The following is a 25,033-nucleotide window of genomic DNA, read 5'->3' on the forward strand; positions in this document are numbered from 1 at the left end:
GATCAGTTGACGGAATGGTTGAAGCTCACAAAAAGTATGGCAAATTAGATTGGAAAACTTTATTAAATCCTGCTATAGCATTAGCTGAAAAAGGCTTTCCGATTACAAAACAACAGGCAGAGGAATTCAACGAATATAAAGAAAGCTTTCAAAAATATAACCCAAGTGGCGCCCCTATACTGAAAACCACCAGCTGGAAAAAAGGCGATTTATTCCAGCAACAGGAACTGGCTAACACAATTAGAAGAATTGCTGATCATGGTCGTGATGGCTTCTACAAAGGCATAACAGCTGACCTCATTGTTAAAGAAATGCATAAAGGCAATGGCATTATCAGTTATAATGATCTTGAGAATTATAAAGCAGTATGGCGACAACCCGTTACAGGATATTACCGTGGACATAAGATCATATGTATGGCACCTCCATCTAGTGGTGGACCAGCCTTAGTTGCACTATTACAATCAGTAGCACAATATCCATTAGGAAAATGGGGATTCCAAAGTGATTCCGCTGTACGTGTAATGGTTGAAGCCGAACGTCGTATTTATGCAGATAGAGCAAAGTATTTAGGTGATCCAGACTTCATAAGAGTACCTGTCAAAGAATTGACAGACTCTATTTTCAACAGTGAAAGATTAAAAGCCGTAAACTTAACCAAAGCAACCGCAAGCAGCGATGTAAAGGCTGCGAAATTTCCAGGATATGAATCAGAAGAAACAACACACTTTAATATCGTCGATTCCGAAGGCAATGCCGTTTCTATTACGACAACACTTAATAATTCATATGGATCACGTGTCTTTGTATCTGGCGCAGGCTTTATATTAAATGATGAAATGGATGACTTCTCAGTTAAACCAGGAGTTCCAAATATCTATGGCCTCGTTGGCGGAAAAGCGAATGCCATCGAGCCAAACAAACGTATGTTAAGTTCAATGACACCAACTATTGTGGAAAAGGATGGAAAGCTATTTATGGTAGTAGGAACACCAGGCGGATCAACAATTATGACCTCCGTCTTCCAAACGATAGTCAACGTAATTGACTATCAACAAAATGCACAGCAATCCGTTTCATCCCCGCGTTCATCATCAATGGCTACCCGATCAGATTGATGTAGAAAAAATGCAATAACTCCCAAAGTAAGAAAAAGTCTAGAAAATGCAGGGTACAAAATATCACCTAGAGGTAATATAGGCAGAGTGGAAAATATCATAATATTACCCAACGGAAAACTCCAGACAGGTGCCGATCCGAGGGGTGATGATACCGCTTCAGGTTTTTAGTATATTAAATTTTAAATAGTATAGATTATTTTTAAAACAATTAAACTTATACAAACATATCAGCTCTATATAACAAACACTGATTTTATGATTAAAAATTATACGTATCCAATCAGCGGAACAATGATGATGCTATTTTTTGCCACTTTAATCGTGAGCTGCAGCATGCTAAAAGGTCCTGACTTTACAAAAATACAAGTTGGCATGACCAAAGAGAAGGTTGTTCAGCAACTAGGAAAGCCGGATGCCGTAGTAGCCTCAAAAAAATATCAAGACGGTATATTAGAGATTTATGAATATGGCACTGCACAATTAGAAAATGCGGCAGATTCAACTTCAGGATATAGAATCTACTGGCTATACTTTTTCAACAATGAACTTCAAGAATGGGGAATAAAAAGAAACTATTCACCATCTGATTACGATGGATATTACGAGAAGTATAGACGCCGTCATTAATTAAATAAACAAAAAAGCCCTGTTGCAAAATTGCAACAGGGCTTTTTTATTATATTTAGTAAAGAAGAATGATCTTACATCATTCCGCCCATGCCACCACCCATTGGAGGAGCACCAGCACCATTATTTTCTTCTGGCTCATCAGCTAATACACATTCAGTTGTTAACAACATAGAAGCGATAGAAGCTGCATTCTCTAAAGCTACACGAGAAACTTTAGTTGGATCGATAACACCAGCACCAATTAGGTTTTCGAATACATCAGTACGAGCATTGTAACCGAAGTCCCCTGTACCTTCTTTCACTTTCTGAACGATAACAGCACCTTCAATACCAGCATTGAAACAGATCTGACGTAAAGGTTCCTCGATAGCACGTCTGATGATCTCGATACCGATAGTCTCATCTTCATTAGCACCTTTTAATCCTTTTAAAGCGTCAGTAGCACGAATGAAAGCAACACCACCACCTGCAACGATACCTTCTTCAACAGCTGCACGAGTTGCATGTAAAGCATCATCAACGCGATCTTTCTTCTCTTTCATTTCTACTTCAGTAGTAGCACCTACATAAAGAACAGCAACACCACCTGATAATTTAGCTAAACGCTCTTGTAATTTCTCACGATCATAATCAGAAGTAGTTGTTTCGATTTGAGAACGGATTTGAGCAACACGAGATTTAATATCTTCAGCATTACCGGCACCATTAATGATTGTTGTATTATCTTTATCAACAACAACTTTTTCTGCTTGACCTAAGTAAGATAATTCAGCATTTTCTAATTTGAAACCTCTTTCTTCAGAAATCACTGTACCACCAGTTAAGATAGCAATATCCTCTAACATTGCTTTACGACGGTCACCAAACCCTGGAGCTTTCACTGCTGCAACTTTCAGTGAACCACGGATTTTATTAACAACTAAAGTAGCTAATGCCTCACCATCTAAATCTTCTGCAATAATGATTAATGGTTTGCCAGTTTGTACTTGTTTTTCTAAAATCGGCAACAACTCTTTCATGTTACTGATTTTTTGTCATAGATTAAAATGTACGGATTTTCAAGTTCCGCTTCCATTTTATCAGAGTTTGTAACAAAATATGGAGATAAGTAACCACGGTCAAATTGCATACCTTCTACTGTTTTAACTTCAGTTTCAGTACCTTTTGCTTCTTCTACAGTAATAACACCATCATTACCTACTTTTTCCATTGCTTGCGCAATTAAAGCTCCGATAACTTCGTCATTATTTGCAGAAATTGATGCTACTTGTTTGATTTTATTATTGTCTTGACCAACAGTTTGAGATTGCGATTTTAAATTCGCAACAACTGCTGCTACAGCTTTATCAATACCACGTTTCAAATCCATTGGATTAGCACCTGCTGCTACAGATTTAATACCTGGAGCTACGATAGCCTGAGCCAAAACAGTTGCAGTAGTTGTACCGTCACCTGCTTGATCAGCAGTTTTAGAAGCAACTTCTTTCACCATCTGAGCGCCCATATTTTCTAAGGCATCTTTCAATTCGATTTCTTTAGCAACAGTAACACCATCTTTAGTGATAACCGGAGAACCGAATTTTTTTTCAATGATTACATTACGTCCTTTAGGACCCAAAGTTACCTTTACTGCATTTGCCAATGTGTCAACACCCTTTTTAAGTGCTTCACGAGCTTCAACGTTATATTTTACTTGTTTTGCCATTATCTTTAAATTTTTGAAATTTTCACCTGATCCCAGAAGAGACCAAATTTATTTACATTTGGATACTATATAAAAAAATTAAATAACCGCGTAAATATCAGCCTCACGCATAATTAAATACTCTTTACCTTCAACAGTAATTTCAGTTCCAGCATATTTACCATATAAAACTTTATCACCAACTTTAACAGTCAAAGGTTCGTCAACTTTACCCGTTCCAACTGCTACAACGATTCCTTGTGATGGTTTTTCTTTTGCTGTATCAGGGATGTATAATCCTGAAGCTGTTTTTTCTTCTGCCTGAGCAGCTTCAACTACTACTCTGTCACCGATAGGTTTAATGTTTAATGCCATAATATATTTTATTTTTAGTTCTATTTCAATTATATCTAAATGTCATCAGCAATTATGCCAAAGAGCCAAGAGCAGACTTTTGAGACAAATTTGCATCGAAAAAACAAGGCACTGGCAGATTTCATTCACATTCTGTCAGGCTGTCACGCTACAAAACTGACAATACAAAAAAAGCCCCCAATTACTTGGGGGCTTTCAATTTCTATACAACAACCTATTTAGTTGAATCTGTTACAGTTTTCTGTGCCGGAGCTTGTTGAGCTGGAGCAGGTTGTTGTGTATTATTTAAATTCAATGGACTAGTTTGTGCAGGAGTTTCAATTTGATTACCCAAACCACCACCCACAGTAGCTGTTGTAGTTGGAGCTACGATATTAAATGCTAAACAAAAACCATGATCGCAATCACTAATCCCCAAGAACCTTTTTCTAAAAAGTCACCTGTACGTTTTACACCCATAATATTAGTTCCACCAGCAAATCCTGATGATAAACCACCTCCTTTTGGATTTTGTATTAAAACTAAAAATGATAATAAAATACTTGCCAAAATTATAAGAGCAATTAATATTCCTTGCATTTCTCTATATGTATTAAGTTAATTTCTTTTCTAAATTTAAAATTTCCGACGCAAAGTACGCATTTTTTTCTGGATATTTCAAAACTAATTTTTTGTAAACCTCTATAGCCTTAGGATATAATCCTTGTTCGAGATAAATTCGGGCCAAAGTTTCAGTCACCAGCGAATACTGATCTTCCGAACTTTTCCTTGCTTTATTTTCCAGATTAATCTTATCAACTGGAGGAGGTTTTATCTGCGGATCCTCTTTGATAAATCGTTCGATCAGATGATCCGTATTTTTCTTCTCTACCTGAAATGGTACCGTATTTTTAAATTCCTCGCTTAACTTAACCTCAGGAGACTGTAGATGAAAAATATTCTCCTTAATCTGTTGATCCAAAACTTGAGCATCAATCGTCTGTTTAAACCGAGTCACATGCTGTTCTGCAGAATGAGCATGATAATTTGGAGCCTTCAAAAATGGCTGGTACGTGTCTGCATGCTCTAAACGAGTTTTATGTAACCACCATAAAAAACTATAAGGCATCAGCTCATCGTCATACACACTGATCCGCTCTTCCTCACGCACTTCTTCATCCACAGGACCTATGACAAAGGTCGACTCCACAGATAACATTGGTTCATTAGAAATATCATCTTTAATCTCCTCCAGAATATCATCGGTTTTCCAATCGAAAAAAATCATGCGCTACACCGGATTGAATCAAAGCATTTAGTTCCTCTCTTCCATTATCAAGATCTGCAGTTGAATCCTCCTGTACATCATCAATTGTATCTTCGAAAGCAATATAATCATCCGATTCAACTTCAATAGGTAATTCAACAGGAACAGCTTTATGCAGATACTCATATAACCAATTTGGATTAGCAGCATAGAGCAATGTCGAAGAAATATTATGAACTTCCCTATTTAGCAAGTAGAGGTGTCTTTCATAAGCAAAACGAAGAGACTGCGCATATGGAAATTTGGCAATCAAGGACAACAAATCAGATTCCGAAAGAGATAACGGATTGTTGATCGCTTGATGAAACAAGTTTATATCGTCTGAAATTCGTCTATTTTCCATATCTCAAACCACTACCAATTAGCAAATGCTTTATTGTAAACATCTTCTGTCAACATTAGAATAATTTCTTTATTTAATGTTTCCTCTTGAGCCGATTGCAATTGACCAGAAAAATCTTTAAACCTTGTGAAAGATTGTTCAAAATTGTCCTTCTCAACGATTTTATTATGATAATTTACTTTAATCGTTATTGAAAGGCGATTTAATGCAGCACGATCCGTTCCTGCCTCAACAGCAGCGGGACTAATCGTATAATCCGTGATAAAACCCTCAAAGTTGCATCAGCATTATCATTAACCTGACTCAACCGCGATTGATTACGTATACGCTCTTTTAAGGCTTCTGTAAAATTCTGACTTAAGGTTGGATAAACCATTGATGCAATATTCTCAAAGTACAATACGCTCACTGTTTTCATCCCATCAGGAATAGATCCACCGGTAAAACCATATTTTACACCACAGCTTGTTGTAAAAAACAACATCGCTATCATGATAAAACCCGGTAGCAAACTTGATCTAAGCTTCTTCATAAACGAGATTATAAATCTAAATTTAAGTCTTTAATTTTTCTGTACAAAGTTCTTTCGGAGATACCCAACTCCTGCGCTGCCGCTTTACGTTTACCACGATGTTTCTTAAGCGCTTTTTTAATCAAATCGGATTCTTTCTCTGTTAAAGATAACGATTCTTCAACTTCTTCGGCATCTTGTGTATCATAATTTAAATATCCATCTTGACCCGGGTTACTTTTCAGCACATTAGGTTGATGTATAGTCAATGTCTGTGAAGCGGCCAAATGATCTTGAAGCCGATCAGCACTAGGTTCAACCTCTTGATACAATCGATTAATGTAGGGAGAATTTTCATCAAACGTGGAAGGATTAACTCCATTTTGAATCAATTCAACAACCAATTTTTTCAAATCAACCATATCTTTCTTCATATCAAAAAGAACCTTATATAAAAGATCGCGCTCTGAAAAATCATCCTTTCCACTTTGATTAGCAACTACTGCTGGTAAAGTAGAACGGCTTTCAGAAGGAAGATAATTTTGTAAAATTCGCGCATCCACAACTCGTTCTTTCTCAAGAACGGCAATTTGTTCCGCAATATTTTTCAACTGGCGCACATTTCCTGGCCAGCTGTATGTCTTCAATAGTTGTTGTGCATCGTCAGTCAGCTGTATGCTTGGTGAGCGGTATTTATCAGAAAAATCGACAACAAACTTTCTAAATAACAAATAAATGTCTTCCGCACGTTCACGTAATGATGGAATCCGAAGGGGAACAGTGTTCAATCTGTAATAAAGATCTTCTCGAAATTTACCATTTTGTACAGCATTAAAAACATCAACATTTGTCGCAGCAACTACGCGAACATTAGTTTTCTGAACCTTAGAAGAACCCACACGGATGTATTCACCAGACTCTAAAACACGTAGCAAACGAGCCTGTGTACCTAAAGGTAACTCCCCTACCTCATCTAAAAAAATAGTACCACCATCGACAACCTCAAAATATCCCTTTCTTGCTTCATGTGCCCCAGTAAAAGAACCTTTCTCATGACCAAACAATTCCGAATCAATTGTTCCTTCAGGAATAGCCCCACAGTTCACAGCAATAAAAGCACCGTGTTTACGCGCGCTTAATTGATGAATAATATGTGAAAACACCTCCTTACCACTACCACTCTCCCCTTGGATCAAAACTGAAATATCAGTAGGAGCCACTTGACGGGCAATATCTATAGCCCTATTAAGTAAAGGTGAGTTACCTATAATCCCAAATCGATTCTTAATATCTTGATTATCCATCCTCTAAATTTAAGAATAAAGACCTCTATTATATTCTAATTAATCAACTATTTTACCCAGTAAAGTAGCCGAAGTACAAGACTCGATCATTACAGTAACGTAATCACCAGCCTGATAACGTTCATCTACAGGAAAAATAGCCATTGCATTTTGATCATTACGACCAGCAAAATCTTTATCCGAGCGTTTTGAAAAACCCTCAATTAAAACACGTTGGTTTTTACCTACAAATTGCTGTAAACGTTCAAAACTATGTGCTCTTTGTTTCGCAACAATTTCTGTTAAACGACTTTTCTTAATTTCTTCTGGAATATCATCAGCATAACGTTTAGCAGCTAATGTACCCGGACGTTCCGAATACGCAAACATAAACGCATAATCATACTTCACGTAATCCATCATGCTCACTGTATCTTGATGCTCTTCTTCCGTTTCTGTACAAAAACCAGTAATGATATCTGTTGAAATACCACAACCCGGAATAATCCGGTTGATTGCATCAATACGATTGATATACCAATCTCTATCATAAGTACGGTTCATTAATTCTAATACTCTAGAATTTCCAGACTGTACAGGTAAATGAATGTATTTACAGATGTTATCATAGCTTGCCATTGTATGCAGCACCTCATCAGTAATATCTTTTGGATGAGATGTCGAGAATCGAACACGTAATAACGGGTTCACTTCAGCCACCAATGCTAATAAGTTCGCAAAATTAACAGGAGCACTTGCTTCTTGCCCTTCAATTGTAGGGGCAGTATATTTATATGAATCAACGTTTTGTCCCAACAAAGTGACCTCACGATATCCTGCATTGAACAAATCATGCGCTTCCTTCACAATAGATGCAGCATCACGACTGCGTTCTCTACCTCTGGTAAATGGAACAACACAGAACGAACACATATTATCGCATCCGCGCATAATCGAAATAAATGCTGTGATACCGTTCGAGTTTAAACGAACAGGACTTATATCAGCATATGTTTCTTCACGCGAAAGCAATACATTAACAGAACGATTTCCATCGTCCACCTGTGAAATTAAATTTGGCAAATCACGATAAGCATCAGGACCAACAACAACATCAACTAACTTTTCTTCTTCCAAAAATTTAGCTTTCAATCGTTCTGCCATACATCCCAACACACCCACGATCATACCAGGGTTGCTTTTCTTAGCAAATTCAAATTCTTTCAAACGATTACGTACACGTTGCTCAGCATTCTCACGAATGGAACATGTATTGATAAAGACAACGTCTGCCTCTTGATAGTTTTTCGTTGTTTCAAATCCTGTCTCCAATAAAATAGAAGCAACTATTTCACTATCAGAAAAGTTCATTTGACAACCATAACTCTCAATATATAACTTACGTCCATTACCTTTGGAAACATTATTTTCAATCAATAAGGCTTCACCTTGACGCGTCTCGTCGTGTTCCTTAGTTGTATGCGCAAAATCTAACATAGCTCAAAATTCAAAGACTACAAAGTTAGGAATAAATATTGAATTGATGACAGTTTGTCATATTAATATTGCACCTAAATGAATATAAAAACCAACAAAAAAGCGCTGATGATACATCAGCGCTTTTTTAAATATAAAATATTTTTCAGACCTATTGAGCTTGGCTCTTAGCTTCTTGTTTCATTTGATTACCAGCAACGATAACAATTTCTACACGACGGTTTGCTGCACGACCTGCTTCAGTATCATTACTCTCCAAAGGCTCAGAGAAATTTCGTCCTTCCGTACGGATACGAGAAGAAGCTAAACCTTGAGAAACTGCAAATGCACGAACCGCATTAGCACGGTTTTCAGAAACTTTTTGATTGGCATCTAAAGATCCAACGTTATCCGTATGACCGATAACCAAAATATCAGTACCTTGCTCTTTATTTAAAGTCGCGACTAAGTTTTTAATATTTTCTCTCGCAGAAGCTTTCAAATCAGATTTATTAAAATCAAATAAAATACCTGAATCAAATTTAACCACGATACCTTCACCCGCTTGAGTAACTTCAGCACCCTCAACAGTTTTAGCGATCTCGGCGGCTTGTTTGTCCATCTTCTTACCAATTAAGACACCTGCAGCACCACCGATAGCAGCACCAGCAATAGTACCAATAGCGGTACTACCAGCCTTGTTGCCTATTAAAGCTCCTAATGCACCTCCTGCAACCCCACCAATTACGCCACCTTTTGTGGTATTATTTGTATTTTGAATTGTTGAACAACTCCCAAATAACATTGCTGATGTAGCCACTGTAAGACCAAAAACAGCTAACTTCTTATTCATTTTCATAATTATAATATCTTAAATAATATTTCCAGTGTGATTCCACAGCTATATGAAACAAACCGAATGCCAAAAAATAAATAATAGCCGATAAAGACCAATTTTAGTAACAAAAATATCGACAATAGTGAACAGATAGAAAATTGAATGGATTATTTCTCTTGTGTTTTTACTTCAATATCTGGAAGAGTAAGCCCCTCTGGACGGCCATTTTTATTAAAATCAGCAAGAGAACGTTGTACATACTCCAAAAAATCATAATGTTGCCAATTTGCAACCATATTCGGAGATGGCCTATAAATGCGCATAAAAGAATCTAAATCTTTATCATCCAATTTTGTTATTTCTCGGACAGCGTCCTTAGAAAAAACCTTATCCACCTGCAACTGTTCTTTTTCACTGTCTAGAAAACGACTGAAACGCTTTGCATTTTTAGCCTCACGCCCAAAAAGGTTATAAAGAGCAGTGGCCGGGCTAGCCAAGTAGGTTCCAAACTTATTACTACCACCATTATAAACGCCCTTCTTTCCGTAGTCACGCATAGCTTCATTTAATTCCGCTTCCTTAGTTTTACGTTCTATAATAACGGTCTCTAGTCGAATTCCTGATTGCAATTCAACATAGAAATCTTTAAGATCACTAATTAAAGTTTTCGCCTCAGCGTAACCGATTTTAGAAAAAGATAAACTATCTCCAATAGATGCTTCAATTACAAATACACCAAATGAATTGGACACAACAGATTTATTTGTCCTCAAATTACGAACATTCACCTCCGGAAGACGCAATGAAGTCCCTTTTTCGAACACCATCCCTGAGATACGCTGTATTTGTTGTGCCTGAACATTTGTGCCTAAAAAAACAGGAACACGAAGCTAAGCAAACTGATATGGCAAATTATTTTTCTATACATATTTAAATAAAAGTAATAATAGTTTGACACATCAATTGTTAAAAAAGTTTAAATATTTAAGAATTCCTATTTATAAGGATAAAAGACAAAATTTGCACCTTCAGGAACAATAACTAACAAACACATAAAATCCTGTGCACGCTTAAACTTTTTGATAAACGCGTCTTTCCTATCCTCTTTAATAATATTTGATTCAACAAGCTCTTCAAATGTAGAAGCGTTAATACTCCAGTTTGTTTTTAGCTCGACATGATCTAAAATCAATTCACCGACATTAACAACATGTTGGTGCGCTATAAAAATTGGATACGCAGATAAGCCCTCAGCCATAATTTCTAAAGATATCTCCTTAATCGAATCACTATAATAATCTAAATCGATCTTTAAACTCTTTAGGGGACTAGATTTTTGGCTATCATCTTCATTATTTTTCGATGCCCCAAACCACTCTTCTATTTCCATAATTATCCCTTTAATTTTAATAAAACAACATTTTCAACATGTTGTGTATGCGGAAACATATCAACAGGTTTAATACGAACCACATCATATTTTTCAGCCAATAAAGTCAAATCACGTGCCTGAGTCGCCGCATTACAACTTACATAAACAATTTTTGGAGATTCCATTTCTAATAGTCGTGCAACAACATCGGTATGCATACCAGCACGAGGGGGATCTGTAATGACTACATCAGGTTTGCCATGTTTAGCAATAAAGCTTGCCGTTAGCACATCTTTCATATCTCCTGCATAAAATTTCGTGTTTTTCACGCCATTTATTTCCGAATTGATTTTCGCATCTTCAATTGCCGACGGCACATATTCAACACCAATAACCTCCTTAGCATATTTAGCAACAAAATTTGCAATTGTACCAGCGCCTGTATACAAATCATATACAAGTTCATCACCAGACAAGCCTGCAAAATCTCGGGTTATTTTATACAGTTCATAAGCTTGCGCAGAGTTCGTTTGATAAAATGACTTTGGTCCAACCTTAAATTTAAGACCTTCCATTTCCTCATAAATGAAATCGCGTCCATTATAAATCTCTATTTCCTGATCAAAAATCGTATCATTCTTTTTCTGATTAATAATATAAAGAAGAGAAGTTATTGACGGAAACTTATCCTTAATGAAAGACATTAATAGCTCAACTTGTCCTTCTTCTGGATAAGCGAACACCACGATCACCATCAATTCTCCTGTTGAAGAAATACGAATGATTAAATTACGTAACACGCCACTATGATCACGTAAATCATAAAATGATAGCGCATTTGCGACAGCAAATTCTCGAACACTATTACGCAATACATTAGAAGGATCTTCTTGCAAATAGCAATGACTAACATTAAGAATCTTATCGAATCTTCCCGGAACGTGGAAACCTAGAGCATCCATATTCATATCTTCCACATTATCATCCAAAGTCGTCAACCATTTCTTATTAGAAAAAGTGTACTCCAATTTATTCCTATAATATTCCGTCTGCCCAGATGCCAATATAGCTCCATTGAAGAAGTATCAACTTTGCCAATACGTGTGAGCGCATTTTCTACAGACTGCTGTTTAAACAACAGCTGTGCATCATAGGTCATATGTTGCCATTTGCAACCACCGCATACTCCAAAATGCTCACAAAAAGGTTCAACACGATATTCAGATGCTTTCTTCAAGGTCTGAATACGACCTTCACCAAAGCTTTTCTTTTTGCGCATCAATTCAACATCAACCACATCACCTGGAATTGCCTTTTCAACAAACAATACCAAATCATCTGTTTTTCCAACACCCTTACCTTCTTCTGCAATATCAATAATCGCGATATCGTTGAAAACTAATCTTTCTTGTGAATTTCTTCTTCTCATATTGGCGCAAAATTACGCTTTTTGATCAGAATTTTAATGAATAGTTGCGTGAACTAAATAAGGAAGAATTTCCTTTTGAAAAGAAATGAAATTTTTACGCACATCTGCTTCTGTAACCGCTGTAAATGCAAATGAAAATACAATGTTTTTGCTCGTCTTAATAAGGAAAGTCAGCTTCTTTTCGGAGATAGAAGCTGCAATGGTATCATTTTGAATAAAAGAACTCAGCAATAAAAATTCTAAATCATCGGAGAGCGTCTTTAAATACTCCTGCGCATTAGCAGATTCACGAATAAATTCCCAACCTACAAATTCATTACAGACTGTATAAGTAAGGCGGCTAACTTTCAAAATTGTATTTCCCAGAAAAACTGCCAAATCCTCTTCTCCGACGTTCTTTTTCAGAATATCCTTCACATTCTCTTGAATATACTCCATTAAAATAGCGTGAAGAATCAGCTCTTTACTATCAAAATATTTATAGAATGTCGCTTTTGCTATATTAGCTCTTTTTGCCAATTCATTAACGCTGGTTTTATTATAACCGTACTTACGAAATAGCTCTCGAGCAGATCTTTTGATAGATTCAATAATTTTATCTGCTTCCATAAATTTATCTTGAAAATTTAAGTACATGAACCAAACGTCGAGCAACCACAACGTTTAAAATACGATTATTCATCAATAAAATTTCATTATCAAACACATATTTATTTGCATTAATGAAAAAGAAATCACATTATCTATACCTTTTAAAATCAATTTCTTGATTAAAAGTATAGATAATGTGATTAAATAATCTATTCGTTCTATCATTAAATGATTTCGCTTTCAAATTGAGATAAGAACCTCACATCATTTTCAGAAAACAATCGTAAATCTTTAATCTCATATTTTAAATTGGTGACACGCTCAATCCCCATACCGAAAGCAAAGCCAGAGTATTTTTTACTATCGATACCACAGTTATCTAAAACGTTTGGATCTACCATACCGCAACCTAAGATCTCTACCCAACCGGAGTATTTACACAATTGGCAACCTGCACCTTTACAAATTGTACATGAAATATCCATCTCAGCAGATGGCTCTGTAAACGGAAAGTAGGAAGGGCGGAAACGCACCTGTGTACCTTCACCATATAATTCCTGCACAAAGTGAAACAATGTTTGCTTCAAATCCGCAAAAGAAACATTCTCATCCACATACAATCCCTCCACTTGATGGAAGAAACAGTGTGCACGAGCAGAAATCGCTTCATTACGATAAACACGACCAGGCATAATAGCGCGGAAAGGTGGCTTACCAGCTTCCATTAAACGAACCTGTACCGATGAGGTATGCGTACGCAATGTAATATCATTCCCTTCTTGTTTTTTAATAAAGAAAGTATCCTGCATATCACGAGCAGGATGTTCCGGAGGAAAATTTAAAGCCGAAAAGTTATGCCAGTCATCTTCAATTTCAGGTCCCTCAGAAACGATAAAACCCAATTTCTTAAAAATCTCAACAATCTCTTTACGTACCAAAGACAGTGGATGACGGGACCCCAACTTAAACCCTGACCAGGTAAAGTAAGATCACCTTCACTCTTTTGAGCCTGTGATTTATTCGCACCAAATTTTTCGTGAGCCTCTTGGTATGTTTTTTCAGCAAATTGTTTAAACTCGTTCAATACCATACCCAAAACACGCTTCTCTTCTACAGAAACAGTTTTAAATTCATCAAACAAACTTTTAACAATACCTTTTGAAACTAAAAATTTCAATCTGAAATTTTCTACATCAGCTGAAGAAGTTGGAGCAAATTGCTTAATTTCCTCAGTATACTGCGTTATTTTATCTTGCAACATAATTATTCAAAGATACACCAAAATATTATAAAAGATAAAGGGTTTTCGTAAGTGAAGTTCAAATTTATGTAACAAGAGCAAAAAAATAATCACAAAAAAAGAGCATCATTAAAAAAGATGCTCTTTTCGAAATATATTCCAGCACCTAAAACGGTAATGGATCACTATCATTCTCATTCTCTGTAAAATCGACTTCAACCTCCTTATTCTCAATCTTATCTGCATGAGATTGAGCAGGGGGAGCTGTAGGAGGTTCAAAATCAGATTTCCTTCCTAATAGGGTGAAGTTCTCAGCTACAATTTCAGTAGAATAACGTCTTATACCCTCTTTATCTTCATATGAACGCGTTCTTAAGCGTCCTTCAATATAAACCAACTTTCCTTTTGTCAGATACTTTGCTGCGACATCCGCCAATCCACGCCAAAGAACAACTGTATGCCACTCCGTTTGCTCTACACGTTTTCCATCTCGATTAAAATTTTCTGATGTTGCTAATGGAAAACTAGCAACAGAGACATTATTGTCTAAATATCTAATTTCTGGATCTTTGCCTAAATGGCCTACTAGAATAACTTTGTTGACTCCTGACATAATATTTAAGGTATTTGGTTATAATTTAGCTGTTTCTAAAAAAGAAAATATGAGCTTATGTTTAGCTAATTTATCCAAATCTTTTAATAAAACATAATTCCAATTTACTTTTTTTTGCTCCAAATCCCTAGAGCTTAACACGCTATAGAAAGTCGCATAAATATTTTGATGGCTTAAAACATGTTTTTTATTCCGTTGCAACAAACTTATTGTAACTTCTGGCCCAAATAAAGCTAAAAACTCTGGATGAGCAGTTATTTCCAACCCTTCTAAAGCCTCAGAAGTTTCAATCATAGGAAATTCATACAAATTCTCCCAAACATCAGATGCGCCACGCTTAGACATTAAAATTTCATCGTCCTTTTGAATAATAAAGTAGTGAAAATAACGATTTCTGCTTTTCTTAGCTTTAATTTTCACAGGTAAATCAGCCACCATTCCATGCGTATAGGCAAAACAGTCTAATTGCAATTCACATTCACCACATAATGGAGCCTTTGGCTTACAATGTAGAGCACCAAAATCCATAATCGCTTGGTTATACAATGCCGGATAGTCTCGATCAAGATTATCCTTTGCCAATTGCGTAAAGATTTTTTTACCCGCAGGAGTATTAATAGCCGTCTCTACACCAAAATAACGAGATAAAACACGAAAAACATTTCCGTCTAACACTGCTTGCTGTTCATCATTCGAAAAAGAAGAAATCGCCGCTGCAGTATACTCCCCAACTCCCGGCAGTTTAATTAATTCTACATACGATTTAGGGAATTCACCTTGATACATATCACGCACAATTCCTGCAGCCTTATGCATATTTCGGCCACGGGAATAATACCCAAGTCCCTGCCATAAATGCAAAATATCATCTTCAGAAGCGTTAGCAAAAGCTAAAACATCAGCATATCGATCCACAAACCGCAAGTAATAAGGCATGCCCTGCTCTACACGGGTTTGCTGTAAAATAATTTCAGACAACCATATTTTATAAGCATCCCTTGTATTTCGCCAAGGCAGATCACGCTGATGATCATGATACCATTCTATTATTTTTTTTGCAAATGACATCCTGCAATGCGTTTTTTATACCAGCTATCAAATTAATCCCCGTCAATTATTTATTCATTTCCTTTTCAAGAATCGCTTTCAGCTCATTGACTTTTTCAGGATTATTTTTTGCAATGTTGATTTTTTCTCCTTTATCTGTGCGCAGATCATACAATTGATCAACCTCGTCGTTTCCAAGCTCAATATTGACTAGGCTATTTCTTTTTGCGCCCTTACCAGCCTTAATATATTTGTAATTATCCTTTAATACACTCAAAGTACCTGATGCTTTTATTAGATAAGGTCTTCCTACCAGATCTTTACCCATAAAGCTTTTCCAAGTATTTTCACTATCAACAGCCTCCCCTTTAGGATATTTAACATTCAGAAAAGAAGCAAAGCTGCTCAATAAATCAACCTGACAAACTAAAGCATCCGATGTAGTACCCTTTTTAATCATTTTTGGCCAGCTGATTATAAAAGGAACACGCGTCCCCGCTTCAAATGCAGAATATTTCCCACCACTATAAGGTCCAAATGGATTATGTCCATTTAACTGACTAACAGCACCGTCATCATAACCATCATCCAGCACAGGTCCATTATCACTAGAAAAAATAATAATCGTATTCTCGTATACGTTATTATCTTTTAATGTTTTAACCAGTTGTCCAACAGTATAATCCAGTTGCAGTATAGCATCTCCGCGATAACCATATCCACTTTTACCCTTAAACATTGTCGCAGGCATACGAGGCACATGTGGTTCGGTGGCATTATAAGTAAGGAAAAAAGGCTTTTGATAATGATCTTGTATAAAACGGATCGCTTTATCTGCAAATGTTAACGTTAATTCTTCATCAACCCACTTAGCCTCTTTGCCACCTGACATCCATCCGATTCTACCTATGCCATTCACAATGGTATTATCATGACCATGATTAAGAGAATTTTTCATCTTCAGCAACTCCGGATTTTCTTTACCAGTAGGCTCACTACCTACTTTTTTGTTATAAGAAACCATTATCGGATCTGCCTTATTAACACCAAGTACATGATGATTTTCCAAGAAAACAGTTGGCACACGATCGGCAGTAGCTGGAAAGATAAAGGAATAATCATAGCCAACTTCCAAAGGACCTGGTTTGATACTACCATTCCAGTCCTTATCCACTTGATCTCCAAGTCCTAAATGCCATTTCCCAATCACAGCGGTTTGATAACCCGCATCTTTAAATACTTTGGGTAACGTTATTTTATCCTGAGGAATAATCAATTTAGCATCACCTGGTAAAATACCTGTACCTGTCTGTCTGAATGGATAATTGCCCGTCATTAGAGAATATCGAGACGGCGTACAAGTCGCTGCCGTAGCATGACCATTTGTAAATCTGATTCCTTCCGAAGCCAAAGCATCCAGATTGGGGGTATTTAATTTTGTAGCGCCATAACTTCCTAGGTCGCCATATCCTAGATCATCAACATAGATCAGAACAACATTAGGTTTCTGTTGCTGTCCCGCTACCTGAGTAACAGAGCCAACTAAAGTCAGCAGACTAATAATATAGTGGTTTACCAATTTCATTATAATTTTTTATTAAAGATAGTTAATGCATCATGATCCTCCACTTTCATGATTTCACGTTTTAATTTCTTTTTCAGATCCTTCACAATCTTTGCGGGAGCAGTAGTATAAATATTTTTCATTTCAGATGGATCTTGAGTAAGATCATATAACTCCCAAGAATTGACACGTTTATAAAAACGGATCAGTTTGTAATGTCCATCGCTCACACCAAAATGAGGTGAAACAGCATGTTCTCCATTTTCATAATAATGATAGTACAAATTTTGACGTCCCCGTTTATCTTTTCCAGTGAGCACATCAACGAATGATTGACCTTGCATCTCCTGGGGCTTCTTCACTCCTGCCAACTGCAGCAACGTTGGAGCAATATCAACATTCATAATCTGAGCGTCGGATACCGTCCCTTTGGCAATCATTTCAGGAAATTTAGCAATCATCGGAGTCCTGAAAGACTCCTCATACATAAATCGTTTATCAAACCATCCATGCTCGCCCATATAAAAACCTTGATCCGACAAATAAATAACAATTGTATTCTTCTCCAAGTCATGTTCCTTCAAATAATCCAGCATGCGACCAATATTACGGTCCATAGATTCAGCAGTATTCAAATAATCAATCATATAACGACGATATTTCCATTCTGCCAAAGCTTTTCCAGAAAGTTGCTTCATATCCAGTTGCTCTTTGATAGGCTTATAATAGGCCAAGTATTTGCGCCACTGATCGTCATTCATACGGGAAAAATTGCCTTCCTTCTTCATTTCCGCTACAGAGTTGTACATTTTAAGATCATATCCCATCTGCATATCTTTGTCAATTGACATTTCTTGCCCCCCGGCAGACAATCGTCCCTCATAATCATCATAAAAATTTGCAGGAAGAGGAAATTCCTTTTCATCATTTTTGCCAAAATCTTGCGGATCAGGCATCCAGGTACGATGGGTAGCCTTGTGGCCTATAACAAGACAAAATGGATTACTTTTATCTAAAGAATCCAACCAGTGAGTTGCCTTATCCGTAACAATATCAGACACATAACCATTAACCGTCTCTCTTTGATTATTTGCGTTCACAAAAGTCGGATTAAAATAATGTCCCTGCCCCACCAACACGCTAAAATAATCAAAACCCTGAGGTTCATTACCTAAGTGCTGTTTTCCAATCCAGGCCGTTTTATAACCTACCTTTTGCAAGTCTTTAACAAACAAATCTTGACTATGATCAAAGTTTGATGTTTCATTATCCTTAAAGCCGTTTTTATGACTATATTTTCCCGTTAATAAAGTAGCTCTACTCGGTCCACAGATCGAATTCGTTACATAAGCCTTGTTAAAACGGATACCTGCTGTTGCCATTCTGTCAATATTTGGCGTATGTCCCAAGGTAGAACCATAGGCACCAATTGTCTGGTACGAATGATCGTCCGAAATGATAATAACAATATTTGGCTTTTGTTGAGCAAAAGCGAGCACCTTTGCTACACAGAGAACTATTAATAATGCGGTCTTCTTCATGAATTATAAAAGAATTAGTTTTGGTTGAATTTCAAATATACAGAAACGATTTAAAACAGCAATTTGAAGAAATGCTGTAACGAAAAAATCACAGCAACAAACTTTACCCCTTAAAAGAATTTAGAAAATGCATAATTTCGCAGTTCATAGAAAAAACAATGAAAAGTAAACACTTTCAAACACTTATCCTGCTATTAATTTTTGTTAATTTCTCCAATGCACAGGAGAAAATGTATAAAATTCAATTTTCACTCCATATGGGCGGAGTTGCAGAGGCAGAATCTGTAGCAGATCTTTATTCCACTCGCGACTTCCTACGAGTAGAAAATAAATTTATGGATAAAACAGTTCAGATATCTGACTTTAACAAACACAAAGCCTATACATTAGATTACGATAATGAAAACTATTATGAGGAGGAGCTGTTATCAGGAAAATTAACTGTCACTGATACTGAAGACCCCATCTCAACAGCTGATCTACAGGTTGAATTTATAACAGGAGAATCCAAATCAATTGCAGGCTACAACTGTAACAAAGCCATCATCACACTTCCAATTGAAAAAGAAGAAGGAAATCCAATTATTGAAGTCTGGTATACAAAAGCTCTCCCTAAAATGTACTGGGGAGAATATGGTTATTTAGAGAAGATCCCCGGCGCGGCATTATCCATATCAGCCTATGAAATGGGAATTCAAGCTTTTAAAGTGACAGCATCAGAAATAAATCCTTCATTATTTGAAATCCCTGCTGATTTTGAACTTATCGAAAAAGCTGAAGAACAATTCACATTTGAACCTACTCAATTAGATGAAAACAGAGTATCCTATTTTGACGAAAACACCGGATACATTGGTATCTCCGATGAGGATGGCAATCAAGTTACACCTGCTAAATATAGCATTATTCACGAATACATTGCAGGATATGCCGTAGCTGTAGATTCTAACAATAGCTATGGTCTATTAAATCTTGAAGGCAAAGAAGTTATCCCATGTCAATATGAAAACTTAGCAAGAACGGAAGATGGTCCATTATTATTTTCAAAAAATGACCAATACGGATTTATGGATACGAATGCTCGTATCATTATTCCTGCATTATACAGCTATGCCCGTGAATTCGACAATGAACATGCCATCGTAACAACAAAAACTGGATCAGGTGTCATTGACAGGACTGGGAAGATAATCATTCCTACTAAATTTAAACTCATTCACGAATTTCAAAATGGAACAGCTGTTATATCAGAAGAAGAACTATATTACCTAGTTGACCATCAGGAGAAAAAACTTAGTGCAGCTTTCGAATTTATAACAAACGGTGGGGAGAATCTCTGGCTTTGTATGCAGAACGAAAAATATGGATTCATTGATTTAAAAGGCAAACCTGTCACGCCCATTAAATATCAGTACGCAGCTCCGTTCGATTCTGGGTTATCTTTAGTCTCAGAAAATGGAGAAGATTTTTTTATATCGACCATAAAGGAAAATTCGTCCAAAAGATGGAAACAGAGTAATAATAATAAAATGAGGCAATTACTTGTCTCATTTTTGTTTTAGCTCAGGTTTCTGTTTCTTTGCATTAAAAATATAACATGGAAAAATTGAGCTTTAAGATTGCAACATTACACCGGGGCAGATATATGTTGCTCATGATGCTATTTGTCCTAGCTCTTGTTTACATCGTATCGAGACTGCTTTATCCGAAGTAGTAAAAATAATGGGCTCCTTATTTTCATTGCCTCTTGTCTTGTATATTGCCGTAAAATGCTCAAGAAAACCAACAGTTTGGACTATTGACAATGAATCTCTAACAATAGAAGATCCCACTTCTGATAAAATCATACCGCTCAATACCATAGACTATGTGCGTAATTTAAGACGATCGGGAGGCAATCTTATCATCATTAAATTAAAAACCGGAGCGCACGTCAGAGCTTGGAGAAATAAGTTATTCGAATCGGAAGATGATCTCAAGAATCTCTGTCAATCACTAAAAGACAGTAAAATAGAATATTACGACATGTAACAAATACATAAAAAGAGAAAGATTGTAACTAAAGTTACAATCTTTCTCTTTTTTCTTCCTTTACTTTGTGTCACATCAGGATTGATTATTATGTATGAAATTATTCAAAAACCATGGCCTTGGTATATATCAGGTCCATTGATTGCCCTTATCATGTTTTTATTACTAAAACAGGGCAAAGATTTTGGGATGTCCAATAATTTAAGAACAATGTGTTCAATAGCAGGGGCAGGTAAAACAAGCTCTTTTTTCCGGTTTGACTGGAAATCACAGATTTGGAATCTATTAGTAGTACTAGGCACTATAATCGGGGGATTCATAGCGCATTTCTATCTAAGTGATGGGAGCACACCTGATATTAACAGCAAAAGTGTCCTTGACCTTCAATCGTTAGGTATTATAGAAAATCTACAAGGATATATGCCCGACCGTCTGTTTCTATTTGATGGCTCACTTTTTCAATTTTTACTCTTAAGCATTGGTGGCTTATTAATCGGTTTTGGGACCCGTTATGCTGGAGGATGTTCGTCAGGACATGCCATCTCCGGATTGAGCAACTTTCAATTGCCCTCATTGATTGCCGTTATCGGTTTTTTTATTGGCGGGATTATCATGGTTCAATTTATATTCCCACTTATTTTCTAAATCCTTATGAAACAGTTAAAATTTATATTAATTGGAATACTCTTTGGTATCATCATGTATAAGTCAGAGGCCGCTTCCTGGTACCGCATATATGAAATGTTCCAATTCAGATCATTTCACATGTATGGAATAATTGGTACAGCTTTAACCACAGCAATTATAATTGTACAAATAATCAAACGTAAGAATATCAAAGATACGAGTGGCCAAGATATTCAATTCATAGATAAAAACAGGAGTATCACACGCTACCTTCTTGGAGGAACAATCTTTGGGTTAGGCTGGGCGCTCACCGGCGCATGTCCCGGACCAATGTTTACACTCCTAGGAGCAGGATATTGGACGATGGGAATTGTACTGGTATTTGCACTCCTGGGAACGTGGTTATATGGCCTTTTAAGAAATAAGTTACCTCATTAAACACTAACAAATGATCACAGTTCAACAAGCATTTTCTGGAATTTTTGAGAAAGAATTGATCGTAGAAATCGAACAAGTTGCCATCGTCAAAAAATTTAAAGCAGGCGAAGTAATCATAGACATTGGTCAGTATATTAAATTTATGCCACTTCTATTAGATGGCGTCATCAAGATTATTCGCGAAGACAAAAAAGAAGGTGAACTGTTATTATACTTTTTAGAAAAAGGAGATACTTGCGCCATGTCTATAGCTTGTTGTGTTGGGGCAAAAAAAAGTGAAATTAGAGCAATTGCTGATACCGACACTATAGTTGCTATGATACCCAATCAATATCTAGATGGCTGGATGGGGCATTATAAATCCTGGAGAAATTTTATTTTGGAGAGCTACTCCAATCGACTCAATGAGATGCTAACAACCGTCGATAACATCGCTTTTTTGCAAATGGACGTTCGGATCATGAACTACTTAAAAGAAAAAGCAACAATCATTCAATCACAAGACATTGACATCACACACCAAGTAATTGCCAATGACCTCAATACATCTCGTGTAGTGGTATCGCGCATATTAAAATCATTAGAAAACCAAGGGAGGATTCTATTGCAAAGGAATAATATCCGGCTACTTTAATGAATAAAATAAAACACTCAAAGGTAACTTATGTTACCTTTTATGATTTAATAAGGCCATACCTTTGAAAAAAAAGGAATAATATGATGGAATTATCACTCATTCTCGGATACACATTAGCAATAGCTGTAGGTCTCACAATGGGTATTATGGGCAGTGGCGGCAGTATTTTAACACTACCTATATTTGTTTACTTATTTCATATAGAGCCCATCCAGGCACTTGACTATTCTTTATTTACCATTAGCATAATATCACTAATAGGCTCCATTGGACACGTGTTCAAAAAAGAAATTGATTTTAAAACAACAACATTATTTATTCTTCCATCGCTGCTAGCGGTGTACATTACGAAGCAATATATACTTCCAAATATTCCCAATAGTATCCCTATCAATCAGAGTACTATCTCGAAAGATCAGATTATTATGAGTTTCTTTTCAGTACTGATTTTAGTCTCGGCATTTGTAATGCTTAAAAGAAATAATAATAATAATAATTCTGGAAGAGTACGCAATACTATAGCTCATTTAATAACCATCGGATTTATCACTGGATTATTAACTGGATTGGTGGGGGCCGGAGGAGGATTTATCATCGTACCCTCACTCGTATTATTAATGAAAATTAACATTAAACAAGCCACGGCGGCATCCCTATTCATTATTACCATTAACGCCACATTCGGTCTACTCAGCAATTTCAGACACTTAGATCAAATCAATTGGGCAATATTAATTATCTTTACAGGAATCACACTGATTGGATTGATGATTGGATTCCAATTGAAAACGAAATTAAAGCCAGAAAATTTAAAAGTAGTATTTGGATACTTTCTTGGAGCAATAGGCATTGCCATAGCAGGTACCGAAATCAGTCAGTTTATAAATTTATAAAGAAATAAATTATGTTTTTCCAACACATTTTCGAATCATCATTAGCACATGCAAGTTACCTTATTGGCTGTCAAGCCAAAGGCGTAGCAATTGTGATAGATCCTAAAAGAGATGTAGACACATACCTATCAATTGCAGAAAAAAACAATTTAAAAATAACTCATATCGCAGAAACCCACATTCATGCCGACTATCTTTCGGGATCATTAGAATTAGCATCGCTAACAGGAGCTCAACTCTATCTATCTGATGAAGGAGGGCCAGAGTGGCAGTATGATTTTGATCATATCGGGTTAAAGCATCAAGATGAAATAAAATTAGGGAATCTTATTTTCAAAGTACTACATACACCAGGACATACGCCTGAAAGTATCAGTTTCCTATTAACTGATACTCCAGCAACGAGCGAACCCGTCATGTTATTTACAGGAGATTTTGTCTTCGTTGGCGATGTGGGTCGTCCAGATCTATTAGAAAATGCGGCAGGACTTATTGGCACAAAAGAAATTGGAGCACATCAAATGTTCGAATCCTTGAAAATATTTGCCAACCTTCCCGAATTCGTCCAAGTATGGCCTGCACATGGAGCAGGATCAGCGTGTGGAAAAGCTTTAGGCGCAGTCCCAAGTACAACTGTCGGATATGAAAAAGTCAGAAACTGGGCATTACAATTTGGAAATAATGAAGTGGGATTTGTAGAAGAACTGTTAAGTGGGCAGCCAGAACCACCAAAGTATTTTGCAATGATGAAAAAACTCAACAAAATCAAGCGTCCATTATTAACATCCGTACCCAATTACAAAGAATTAGAGACGAATGAATTTGTATCGCACTATCAAAATAATGTAACAGTTATTGATACACGCCATAAAATAGAGTTTGCAAAAGGATTTATTCCAAATAGCATTAACATTCAAAATAACAAAGCATTCAGCAATTGGGCTGGCTGGATATTAGATTATAATAACCCTTTTATACTCATTGTTTCAAAAGACCAATTAGAAGACGTTACACGAAAACTAATGCGCATAGGTATTGATCAGGCGATTGGTTTTATCACTCCCGAAACAATAACGACACTTGGCTTACCTCTTGAAAAGCAGAAAATTATTGATTTCGAAGAAATGAATAATGCTTTAAATAATCCTAATGCACAAATTCTAGATGTTCGCAATGAGAATGAATTTAAAACTGCACATCTTCCAAATGCAACACATTTATTCGTGGGAACGTTAACCGAAAATCTTCATAAAATTGACACCAACAAAGAACTTTATTTACACTGTCAGTCAGGAGATCGTGCTACTATAGCCACTTCACTCCTTTATAGAGCAGGGATAAAAAAGATTAAAAATTATAGTGGTTCCATGAAAGATTGGAAAGAAAAGAATGGCCAGCTTATTAAATAGAAAAAGCGGATTAATCCGCTTTTTCTATTTTTAA

The 25,033-nt window shown here is 36.3% G+C and carries 25 protein-coding genes and 3 pseudogenes; 9 read left to right on the forward strand and 19 right to left on the reverse strand.

Annotation, left to right across the window (positions count from 1 at the left end):
- Positions 1 to 1,118: gamma-glutamyltransferase (ggt, locus tag L950_RS14885; RefSeq protein WP_021192189.1), on the forward strand; the 1,118-nt coding region annotated here is incomplete at its 5' end.
- 258 nt (positions 1,119 to 1,376) lie between these two features.
- Positions 1,377 to 1,748 (forward strand): DUF3192 domain-containing protein, encoded by a 372-nt coding sequence (locus tag L950_RS14890; protein ID WP_031289700.1) that lies wholly within the window; start codon positions 1,377 to 1,379, stop codon positions 1,746 to 1,748.
- A 74-nt stretch (positions 1,749 to 1,822) separates the two neighbouring features.
- Here the strand turns inward: L950_RS14890 and groL are convergent.
- From groL to L950_RS14985, 19 genes and pseudogenes are all read right to left on the reverse strand, one after another.
- Positions 1,823 to 3,459: pseudogene (groL, locus tag L950_RS14895) on the reverse strand (chaperonin GroEL).
- Between the two features lie 75 nt (positions 3,460 to 3,534).
- Positions 3,535 to 3,810, reverse strand: coding sequence for a co-chaperone GroES (gene groES / locus L950_RS14900; protein WP_021192191.1), 276 nt, complete (start codon positions 3,808 to 3,810; stop codon positions 3,535 to 3,537).
- A 214-nt stretch (positions 3,811 to 4,024) separates the two neighbouring features.
- A complete protein-coding gene (locus tag L950_RS33370) occupies positions 4,025 to 4,228 on the reverse strand; it encodes a hypothetical protein (protein WP_231577294.1) in 204 nt (67 codons plus the stop codon).
- Positions 4,192 to 4,389, reverse strand: coding sequence for a preprotein translocase subunit SecG (gene secG, locus L950_RS33375; RefSeq protein ID WP_021192194.1), 198 nt, complete (start codon positions 4,387 to 4,389; stop codon positions 4,192 to 4,194). The genes L950_RS33370 and secG overlap by 37 nt, the downstream gene beginning before the upstream one ends.
- 13 nt (positions 4,390 to 4,402) lie before the next feature.
- Positions 4,403 to 5,077: a tetratricopeptide repeat protein gene (locus tag L950_RS14915; RefSeq protein ID WP_021192195.1), complete on the reverse strand. Its 675-nt coding sequence runs from the start codon at positions 5,075 to 5,077 to the stop codon at positions 4,403 to 4,405.
- The gene (locus tag L950_RS14920) at positions 5,049 to 5,459 is read right to left on the reverse strand and encodes a hypothetical protein (RefSeq protein WP_021192196.1); all 411 of its coding nucleotides are present in this window, start codon (positions 5,457 to 5,459) and stop codon (positions 5,049 to 5,051) included. Before L950_RS14920 ends, L950_RS14915 begins: the two co-directional genes overlap by 29 nt.
- Before the next feature lie 202 nt (positions 5,460 to 5,661).
- Positions 5,662 to 5,991, reverse strand: a complete 330-nt coding sequence (lptE, locus tag L950_RS36655; protein WP_316930660.1) for an LPS assembly lipoprotein LptE — start codon at positions 5,989 to 5,991, stop codon at positions 5,662 to 5,664.
- Between the two features lie 8 nt (positions 5,992 to 5,999).
- Entirely contained in the window at positions 6,000 to 7,274 is a 1,275-nt protein-coding gene (locus tag L950_RS14930; protein WP_021192197.1) for a sigma-54 interaction domain-containing protein, read from the reverse strand.
- Positions 7,275 to 7,313: 39 nt separating this feature from the next.
- Positions 7,314 to 8,750 (reverse strand): tRNA (N6-isopentenyl adenosine(37)-C2)-methylthiotransferase MiaB, encoded by a 1,437-nt coding sequence (gene miaB / locus L950_RS14935; protein WP_021192198.1) that lies wholly within the window; start codon positions 8,748 to 8,750, stop codon positions 7,314 to 7,316.
- A gap of 151 nt (positions 8,751 to 8,901) precedes the next feature.
- A complete protein-coding gene (locus L950_RS14940; protein WP_231577295.1) occupies positions 8,902 to 9,582 on the reverse strand; it encodes an OmpA family protein in 681 nt (226 codons plus the stop codon).
- 152 nt (positions 9,583 to 9,734) lie between these two features.
- Positions 9,735 to 10,394 carry a hypothetical protein gene (locus L950_RS14945; RefSeq protein WP_021192200.1) on the reverse strand — a complete coding sequence of 220 codons (660 nt, stop codon included), beginning with the start codon at positions 10,392 to 10,394 and terminating at the stop codon, positions 9,735 to 9,737.
- Positions 10,395 to 10,561: 167 nt separating this feature from the next.
- Positions 10,562 to 10,957, reverse strand: a complete 396-nt coding sequence (locus L950_RS14950; RefSeq protein ID WP_021192201.1) for a hypothetical protein — start codon at positions 10,955 to 10,957, stop codon at positions 10,562 to 10,564.
- A 2-nt stretch (positions 10,958 to 10,959) separates the two neighbouring features.
- Positions 10,960 to 12,368, reverse strand: a pseudogene (gene rlmD, locus L950_RS14955) (23S rRNA (uracil(1939)-C(5))-methyltransferase RlmD).
- 33 nt (positions 12,369 to 12,401) lie between these two features.
- A complete protein-coding gene (locus tag L950_RS14960; RefSeq protein ID WP_031289705.1) occupies positions 12,402 to 12,977 on the reverse strand; it encodes a TetR/AcrR family transcriptional regulator in 576 nt (191 codons plus the stop codon).
- Between the two features lie 206 nt (positions 12,978 to 13,183).
- A pseudogene (gene pheS, locus L950_RS14965) lies at positions 13,184 to 14,220 on the reverse strand (phenylalanine--tRNA ligase subunit alpha).
- 145 nt (positions 14,221 to 14,365) lie between these two features.
- On the reverse strand, positions 14,366 to 14,812 hold the full coding sequence (locus L950_RS14970) for a single-stranded DNA-binding protein (protein ID WP_021192203.1): 447 nt from the start codon (positions 14,810 to 14,812) through the stop codon (positions 14,366 to 14,368).
- An 18-nt stretch (positions 14,813 to 14,830) separates the two neighbouring features.
- The gene (gene mutY, locus L950_RS14975; RefSeq protein ID WP_021192204.1) at positions 14,831 to 15,880 is read right to left on the reverse strand and encodes an A/G-specific adenine glycosylase; all 1,050 of its coding nucleotides are present in this window, start codon (positions 15,878 to 15,880) and stop codon (positions 14,831 to 14,833) included.
- A 46-nt stretch (positions 15,881 to 15,926) separates the two neighbouring features.
- Complete coding sequence (locus L950_RS14980; RefSeq protein ID WP_021192205.1) at positions 15,927 to 17,444, reverse strand: sulfatase family protein; 1,518 nt, start codon at positions 17,442 to 17,444, stop codon at positions 15,927 to 15,929.
- Positions 17,444 to 18,964 (reverse strand): sulfatase, encoded by a 1,521-nt coding sequence (locus L950_RS14985; protein WP_021192206.1) that lies wholly within the window; start codon positions 18,962 to 18,964, stop codon positions 17,444 to 17,446. The genes L950_RS14980 and L950_RS14985 overlap by 1 nt, the downstream gene beginning before the upstream one ends.
- 158 nt (positions 18,965 to 19,122) lie before the next feature.
- Here L950_RS14985 and L950_RS14990 point away from each other — a divergent pair, with 158 nt between their 5' ends.
- From L950_RS14990 to L950_RS15020, 7 genes are all read left to right on the forward strand, one after another.
- On the forward strand, positions 19,123 to 20,526 hold the full coding sequence (locus tag L950_RS14990) for a WG repeat-containing protein (RefSeq protein WP_021192207.1): 1,404 nt from the start codon (positions 19,123 to 19,125) through the stop codon (positions 20,524 to 20,526).
- Between the two features lie 160 nt (positions 20,527 to 20,686).
- The gene (locus L950_RS28710; protein WP_156169699.1) at positions 20,687 to 20,995 is read left to right on the forward strand and encodes a hypothetical protein; all 309 of its coding nucleotides are present in this window, start codon (positions 20,687 to 20,689) and stop codon (positions 20,993 to 20,995) included.
- 90 nt (positions 20,996 to 21,085) lie between these two features.
- Positions 21,086 to 21,640, forward strand: coding sequence for a YeeE/YedE family protein (locus L950_RS15000; RefSeq protein WP_021192209.1), 555 nt, complete (start codon positions 21,086 to 21,088; stop codon positions 21,638 to 21,640).
- A gap of 6 nt (positions 21,641 to 21,646) precedes the next feature.
- On the forward strand, positions 21,647 to 22,060 hold the full coding sequence (locus L950_RS15005) for a DUF6691 family protein (protein WP_021192210.1): 414 nt from the start codon (positions 21,647 to 21,649) through the stop codon (positions 22,058 to 22,060).
- A 10-nt stretch (positions 22,061 to 22,070) separates the two neighbouring features.
- Positions 22,071 to 22,694, forward strand: coding sequence for a Crp/Fnr family transcriptional regulator (locus L950_RS15010; protein ID WP_021192211.1), 624 nt, complete (start codon positions 22,071 to 22,073; stop codon positions 22,692 to 22,694).
- An 83-nt stretch (positions 22,695 to 22,777) separates the two neighbouring features.
- Positions 22,778 to 23,590 carry a sulfite exporter TauE/SafE family protein gene (locus L950_RS15015; RefSeq protein ID WP_031289710.1) on the forward strand — a complete coding sequence of 271 codons (813 nt, stop codon included), beginning with the start codon at positions 22,778 to 22,780 and terminating at the stop codon, positions 23,588 to 23,590.
- Positions 23,591 to 23,601: 11 nt separating this feature from the next.
- Positions 23,602 to 24,999, forward strand: coding sequence for an MBL fold metallo-hydrolase (locus L950_RS15020; protein ID WP_021192213.1), 1,398 nt, complete (start codon positions 23,602 to 23,604; stop codon positions 24,997 to 24,999).
- Positions 25,000 to 25,033: the final 34 nt, after the last annotated feature.

This window comes from Sphingobacterium sp. IITKGP-BTPF85 (assembly GCF_001006065.1).
Classification (GTDB): Bacteria; Bacteroidota; Bacteroidia; order Sphingobacteriales; family Sphingobacteriaceae; genus Sphingobacterium; species Sphingobacterium anhuiense.